This window comes from Streptomyces sp. 2A115 (assembly GCF_052245575.1).
Classification (GTDB): domain Bacteria; phylum Actinomycetota; class Actinomycetes; order Streptomycetales; family Streptomycetaceae; genus Streptomyces.
Genome location: NZ_JBQQCG010000171.1, coordinates 1 through 7,170, shown reverse-complemented (window position 1 = coordinate 7,170; position 7,170 = coordinate 1). Strand labels below are relative to the sequence as shown.

Below are 7,170 nucleotides of genomic sequence, written 5' to 3'. Positions count from 1 at the left end.
ACCAGGCACAGCTTCGAGAGGCCACCGCCGCCGCGCAGGCCGCCGACTACGCCGTCGTGGTCGTGGGAGACACCATCGCCCTCACCGGCGAGGTGCGCTCGACGGCCACGCTCGACCTCCAAGGAGGCCAGATCGCCTTGCTGGACGCGGTCGCCGCCACCGGCACACCCATGATCGTCGTACTCGCCCAGTCCAAGCCGAGCACGCTCCCAGAGTCGGCACTGAACGCGGCAGCCCTCATCGAGGCGTTCAACCCGGGCATGCGCGGTGGCCGCGCCATCGCCGAACTCCTCCTCGGACTCATCGAACCCAGCGGCCGGCTCCCGCTGTCCTTCGCACGCCACGTCGGTCAGCAACCGGTCTTCTACAACCAGGTGCGAGGCCAGCACGGCAACCGCTACGCGGATCTCACCCAAGACCCCCTGTTCGCGTTCGGCGAGGGCCTCACCTACACCACCGTCACCTACTCCGACCTTGTCGTGCACGACCAGGACGTCCCCGCCGACGGCACCGTCGACGCCACGGTGCGCCTCACCAACAGCGGCAGCCGTCCGGCCCTGGAAACGGTCCAGGCATACGTCAGCGACCTGACCACCAGCGTCACCTGGGCCGAGCAGGAGCTGAAGGGTTTCACCCAGGTCGAGGTCCCTGCCGGCGAAAGCCTGGACGCCACCATCCACATCCAGGCCACTCACTGCTCACTCGTCACCGCGGACAACCGCCGAGTGGTCGAACCGGGTGAGTTCATGCTCCGCGTCGGCCCCAGCTCACGGCGGGAGCAGCAGCTGAGCGCGGGATTCCGCATCGGGACCTGAACCCCGTATCTGGACCTGTAGCCCGCATACGGGCTCGAAGACACCCGCCCCGCAGGCCTGCCGCCCCGCCAAATCGAGGGCCGGCGGGGCGGGTTCCATCTGAAACACCGAAAGGCACGCGTGTGTCCACCACACCCCGCGATCCGCACCGCCCCGTGGCGCACCTGCGGCCGCCCCGCAACTGGATCAACGACCCCAACGGGCTGGTCTTCCACGACGGCCACTACCACGTGTGCTACCAGTACAACCCGTACGGCGCGACCCACGCGAACATGCACTGGGGCCACTTCCGCAGCCCCGACCTGTTGACCTGGGAGCCGCTGCCGATCGCCCTGTCACCGAACCCCGATGGCGTGGACGCCGACGGCTGCTTCTCCGGCAACGCCGTCTCCGACGGCGACCGGCTGGTCGCCTTCTACTCCGCGCACCGCGAGGACCGCTCGTTCCAGCACCAGCCGGTCACCTGCGCCGTCTCCCACGACGGCGGCAACAGCTTCCGCCCGCGCGGTGAACCACTCATCCCCGAGCTGCCCGAGGGCTGCACCATGTACCGCGACCCGTACGTCTGGCAGGACGGCGACGGCTGGCGGATGCTGGTCGGCGCCGCCCTCGCGGACGGCTGCGCCGCCGCCCTTCTCTACGACTCACCCGACCTGGAGAACTGGACCTACCGGGGGCCCTTCGCGGCCCGCCGTCCGGAGCCCATCGGTGGTACCGACCTGTTCACCGGCGAGGGCTGGGAATGCCCCCAATACCTCCCGGCAGCCGACGGGCCCGGCGCCTTCCTCTTCAGCACCTGGACCGAACCCACCGGTCCGCAGAGCGTCGCAGCCCTGATCGGCGAAGAGCACGACGGCCACTTCAAGGCTGGCCCCGCGGTACCTGCCGACCACGGCCCCGACTGCTACGCACCCGCCCTGCTGCGGGCACCGGGCGACCGGTGGCTGCTGTGGGGCTGGTCCTGGGAAGCCCGCGACGAAGCCTGGGCCGTCGCGGACGGATGGGCCGGCGTCCTCACCCTGCCCCGCGAGATCCATGTCCACGACGACGGCACATTGCACCAGCAGCCCGCCACCGAACTGCTCGCCCTGCGCGGAGAGCACGCCGTCCACGCGGAGGGCGTGACCGACGGCTCGCAGCCGGTGGACCTCGGCAGCGTGGGCCGCGCCTTCGACCTGACGGCCCGCCTGGAGCAGACCGCCGGAAACGCCGGTCTGCGGCTGCTCACCACCCCGGACGGCTCCGAGTACCTCGACATCAGCCTCGATGCCGACGCGGGCGAACTGGTCGTCGACCGTGACTACGCCTCACTGGACCTCCGGGCCCGCGGCGGCTCCTACCGGATGCCCTGCCCCTCTGGTCAGCCGGTCGAGCTGCGCGTGGTCGTCGACCACTCCATCGCCGAAATCTTCCTGACCACCACCGGCCAGGTCCTCACCCTGCGCTTCTACCCCACAGGGCAATGCCCGTGGCGACTTGAGGCCCGCAGCGCATCGGGTACGCGCCTCGGCTTCGCGGTCGACGCGTGGGAGCTGCACCCGCTCGTGATCAAGGAGCCGAGCACCGGCACCGCAGAGCCGGAGCCGACGTCGCCGTAGAACCGACTCCAACCGGTCGATCCCCCACCTCGGCAAGGTGTCCCACCCCCTCTCCCAAGTACTGACCAAGCAGGTCCGAAGGAGGATCTTCCATGAGCTCATACGGTCTCGGACGACGCCAGTTCCTGGCCACCGCTGTTGGTGTCGCCGCCGCCTGGACCTCGGTTTCTGGGAACGCCATCGCCGCCCCGCAACTGAAGCAGACCGCACGCAGCAATTCCGTCCGTGTGTGGCTGACGGACGTATCGGCCGAGAAGTGGGTCGCCGGCCAGGACGATGTGCTGTTCAAGGTGAAGAGAACGGACAACCCGCTCACGATCAAGATCGACGACAGCGTCAAGTACCAAAAGGTCCAAGGCTTCGGCGCGGCCATGACCGACTCCTCCGCCTGGCTCATCGACAAGCTGTCCACCGCCGAGCGGACCAAGCTGATGAAGAAGCTGTTCGATCCCTCGAAGGGAATCGGCCTCAGTCTGCTCCGCTCCCCGATGGGTGCCACGGATTTCAACGCGTCCGGGAACTACTCCTACAACGACATGCCCGCCGGCCAATCGGACCCGACGCTGTCCCACTTCTCCATCCAGCACGACGTGCCGTACATCATTCCGGCCTTGCGGCAGGCCCTCTCACTCAACCCGTCCATTAAGATCATGGCCAACCCGTGGAGCCCACCAGGCTGGATGAAGACCTCCGACTCCATGATCGGAGGCACCCTCAAGAGCGAGTACACCTCCGCGCTGGCCACCTACTTCGTCAAGTTCATACAGGCCTGTGGCGAAGCCGGCGTGCCCATCTCCTACATTTCCCCGCAGAACGAACCCATGGGTACTCCCACCTGGCCCGGAATGTTCCTGTCCGCGTACCAGGAAGCGGAGTTGATCCAGGAGATCGGCAAGGCGTTCGAAGCCAACGGAATCTCCACGAAGATCTTGGCTTGGGACCACAACTGGGACGTGCCCTCGTACCCCGAGACGATCTTCAGCGACCCCGCAGCCTCCAAGTACACCGCGGGAACCGGGTGGCACATCTACAGCGGCAACCCGAACTACCAGACGCTGGTCCACAACGACTACCCGAGCAAGGAAACGTTCATCACGGAAGCCACCGGAGGCGTTTGGCAGGACAGCTACCAGACGGCGTTCAGTGAAGCACTGGGTACGTGGATCATCAACGGCACGCGCAACTGGGCGAACGGGGTGATGCTGTGGAACATCGCACTCGACCCCGATCGGGGCCCGCTCAACAGCGACACGGCCGGTATACCCATGCTTCGGGGCCTGCTCACGATCGACCCTGCCGACGGGCGGGTGACCTACAACGTGGACTACCACGCCCTCGCCCACGCCAGCAAGTTCGTAACGCCCGGAGCACACCGGATCTACTCGAACACCTTCGGGGAAGGCAGCATAGAAAACGTCGCGTTCCAGAACCCGGACGGATCGAAGGTCCTGATCGCGCACAACTCGGGAAGCGCAGCGAAAACCTTCAGCGTCGCGGACGGGACACACTCGTTCGACTACACCCTGAACGCCGGCGACGCCGTCACCTTCACGTACTCCGGACCTGCGCAGAGCGGCCGCGCCCCCGCAGCGACCAAGGTCTCGGACCCGACACACGACTTCACCTTCAAGTCGGCATCCGGCCCAGTTACCGTCACGTACGACCCGGCACTGCTGCCCTACCAGAACTCCATCCGCACCGGAAACAAGCTGGTCACGTACTCCCTTCCGATCGGAGCTTCCGTCCAGACGACAGGAAGGGCACTGAGCCGTAGCAAATGGACCGCCACGGCTTCCGCGCAGCCGGATTGGGGTGTGGCCGCGAACGCGATCGACGGCGACATCAACACAAAGTGGAGTCTCGGGCACGGGACGACGAGCGGCGACTGGTTCCAGATCGACCTGGGGAGCCCCACGAGCTTCAATAAAATCGTCATCGACACCGGCGTGAACAACTCGTTCGACTACGTCACCAAGTATCAGATCTACGTTTCGAACGACGGTTCCGATTGGGGCAGCGCGATTGCGAGCGGCAGCGGAGGCATTGGCATGATAGCCGTCACATTGCCGACCCGAACGGCACAGTACATTCGCATCGTCAGTACTGCGGCCTCCGGCTTCTGGTGGTCCATCGGCGACATCGAGGTGTACGGGTCTGCGCGTGGAGCCGGCTCGATCACAGCTCCGGCAGCGGTATCGAACGGCCTCCAGCTGAAGAGCTGGACCAGCAAGGAAGGGGAGCAGGTCGCCGTAGTATTCAACGGGATCACCGGCAGTAACAGTTTCAAGATATCCACCGGCGGCTCATACACGTATACGCTGCCGAGCGGCACCTCGGCGATGTTCACCACCAAGAAGCTGTCGAGCTTCCCATCGCCGACCTTCAGCGAATTGAAGCCGGAACGAGGCATGCCGCGCTCCAAGTTCACGATTCACGGTTCTGGTTTCGGCGATGCACAGGGGCTGGGTACGGCGTATTTCGGATCGAGCTATGCCGAAATAGACACCTGGTCGGACACGAGCATCAGCGCCTACGTTCCGAAGGGGCTTCCAGCGGGGAAGGTCACGGTTTCCGTGAAGGGAGCCAGCGGAGCAGACGCAGGTGGATCATCGTTCGACGTCATAGATCTTGGTCCTGCGCTGCCGCGGACGGGTTGGACCGCAACGGCTGCGGACGCAAGCCAGTGGGATGCGCCCGGAAACATGCTGGATGGCAATTCGGACACTCGGTACAGCTCCGGAACAGGGCAGTACGACGGCCTCTGGATCCAAGTGGACATGGGACAAGCGCAGACCTTCAGCAAGATTGTGTTGGAGGTCGGCGGCAGTGTCAGCGACTATGCGCGAAGCGCAGACGTATACGTATCCACGGATGGAACCGACTGGACCAAGGTTTCTTCCGTAGCGGACGGCCAACGAGTCCACCTGATTTCCTTCCCGAAACAGACAGCTCGCTACATCAAGGTCGTCAATACCGGAAATGTTGCGCGTAGCTGGTGGTCGGTCGCAGAATTTAACGTCTACAAATGATTTCGTGCTTTCATGTGGGGTGATCTTTCACCTTGCCCCCGACGCAGAGAAAGTGCCTCGGACCGGCGAGAACAGGGGTTGCTGATGTCCTTGTTCCCGCAGTGGTTGGAGGCACTTTCCAGGTGAAGGGTGCGCTCGGCTGTGACTGCCGGGCCGATACAGGGATGCTTCGCGCACAGCAGACCGTGCTCGGGCTGGTGGCCTCCGATACGACGGTGTCTCGGCTGATCGACACGCTGGCCGCTGTGGGGCCGCAGGCACTGGACGCGATCCGGAAGGCTCACTGCTGCGCGCGTACCACTCAGCCAGGTTCCGGTGACAGCAGCCCAATTGGCGCGTCTGCCGGACGAGGTGTCCCGGCCGCTCTTCGACGCCCTGCGTCTGAAGGTTCGCTACGACGGCCACACCCGCGATGCCGTGTGCGGGATCGTCCTCCCCTTCGCCATCACGAACGACGCACCACACCAGATCCCGAAGGGTGAGGCTCGCGCCGTCCGCTGCGAAGTCGCCGTCGCAGACGGTGCGGATGCCGCAGCGCTGCAAAAGCGGCTGCTCCAGGCGATGGTGAGGGTGCTGGCCTGGCTGGCGGACCGAGGGAGCGGCGGGGCATAAGGCGCGGTCGCGACCGGAGGCGTCGCGCATGAAGTCGTCAGGGAGTGTGCTCCCTGAACAGCTCGTATGGCAGAACGTGACGGAAGTGCTCGCTGCCGACACCCCCCGTATGGTTCGAACCTGCGCATGCCGCCAAGCAGGTCCCTAAACCGCTGCGGCACGCCCCTCACCTGCGGCAATGCCACTTCCGGGCATGCCGCAGACGAGAGGTGATCTTCCTCGTTTGCTGACTTTCTGTGCACCAGAGGTAGTCCCGCAGGCAGGGCCAATGCTGGCCCTGACCTGCGAAAACACGGAATATGATCTGGTGCCCCCGGTGGGGCACCGACAGCATCTGTACGGTCCCGTACCGGGCGTGAGCTGGTGCTTTCCGGCACGGTCGCGGTGCCGCGGATACGTCGGCGCCCTCGTAGGGGTGGTTCCCGGTGACCGCCCCGAGCGAAACGCCGCGCGGTGTGTCTGAGGGTGCCCGTGACGCTCCTTCGGGCGGCGCGGGTAGGGGCGTCCGGGCTGAGGTGTGGGTGCGGCGCACCGACTCCGTGGTCGAACTGCCCTCGGACACCCTGAAGGCGACGGCGTATCCGACCATCGAGCTCTGGTTCAAGACCGCCACGGCCTCGGGCGTCCTCGTGGGGCTCCAGGACGCCGAGCTCGGAGACAAGCCGACCTCCTGGCGCCCGGTGCTGAACATCGACGCGGCAGGCAAGCTGCGCGGCGAGTTCCGCCGGATCGGCGTCACCGGCGCGAGCGGCCCGATCACCTCCGCCGCGGCCGTCACCGACAGCACCTGGCACCACGCGGTGCTCACCGCCTCTGCGACCGGACAGACGCTCTACCTCGACGGCGCCAAGGTCGGCTCGATCGAAGGCGCTGTGTCCGAGCAGTCGCGCGACTACGCGTACCCGGGCGCGGGTTATGCCAGCGACAGCTGGATGGGGGTGGCCTCGGGGGAGTACCGCTTCTGAAGTTTCCCCAAGGCCGGGTAGTTAAAGGGCTTGCCGGGAAACAAGCCGTCGCTTCCGGCTCCGAGGCTCGTTGCCATGGTATGGGGAGTTCGGAGGGGATCGAGGCGGCCCTGGCCGCGAAGTTTGCGACGCTGTTCCCGCATCTTGACGA

At 65.8% G+C, this 7,170-nt stretch carries 5 protein-coding genes and 1 pseudogene; all 6 read left to right on the top strand.

What is annotated here, in order from left to right:
* Window positions 1-815 (top strand): glycoside hydrolase family 3 C-terminal domain-containing protein (locus ACTWQR_RS54910; RefSeq protein ID WP_443234874.1); only part of this gene is annotated, 815 nt, incomplete at its 5' end.
* A 122-nt stretch (window positions 816-937) separates the two neighbouring features.
* Window positions 938-2,413 (top strand): glycoside hydrolase family 32 protein, encoded by a 1,476-nt coding sequence (locus ACTWQR_RS54905; protein WP_443234873.1) that lies wholly within the window; start codon window positions 938-940, stop codon window positions 2,411-2,413.
* Window positions 2,414-2,505: 92 nt separating this feature from the next.
* On the top strand, window positions 2,506-5,442 hold the full coding sequence (locus tag ACTWQR_RS54900; RefSeq protein WP_443234872.1) for a discoidin domain-containing protein: 2,937 nt from the start codon (window positions 2,506-2,508) through the stop codon (window positions 5,440-5,442).
* Between the two features lie 131 nt (window positions 5,443-5,573).
* Window positions 5,574-5,723, top strand: a pseudogene (locus ACTWQR_RS54895) (IS1380 family transposase); the annotation flags it as partial.
* A gap of 34 nt (window positions 5,724-5,757) precedes the next feature.
* Window positions 5,758-6,054, top strand: a complete 297-nt coding sequence (locus ACTWQR_RS54890) for a hypothetical protein (protein WP_443234875.1) — start codon at window positions 5,758-5,760, stop codon at window positions 6,052-6,054.
* Between the two features lie 521 nt (window positions 6,055-6,575).
* Window positions 6,576-7,019, top strand: coding sequence for a LamG-like jellyroll fold domain-containing protein (locus tag ACTWQR_RS54885; protein WP_443234871.1), 444 nt, complete (start codon window positions 6,576-6,578; stop codon window positions 7,017-7,019).
* Window positions 7,020-7,170: the final 151 nt, after the last annotated feature.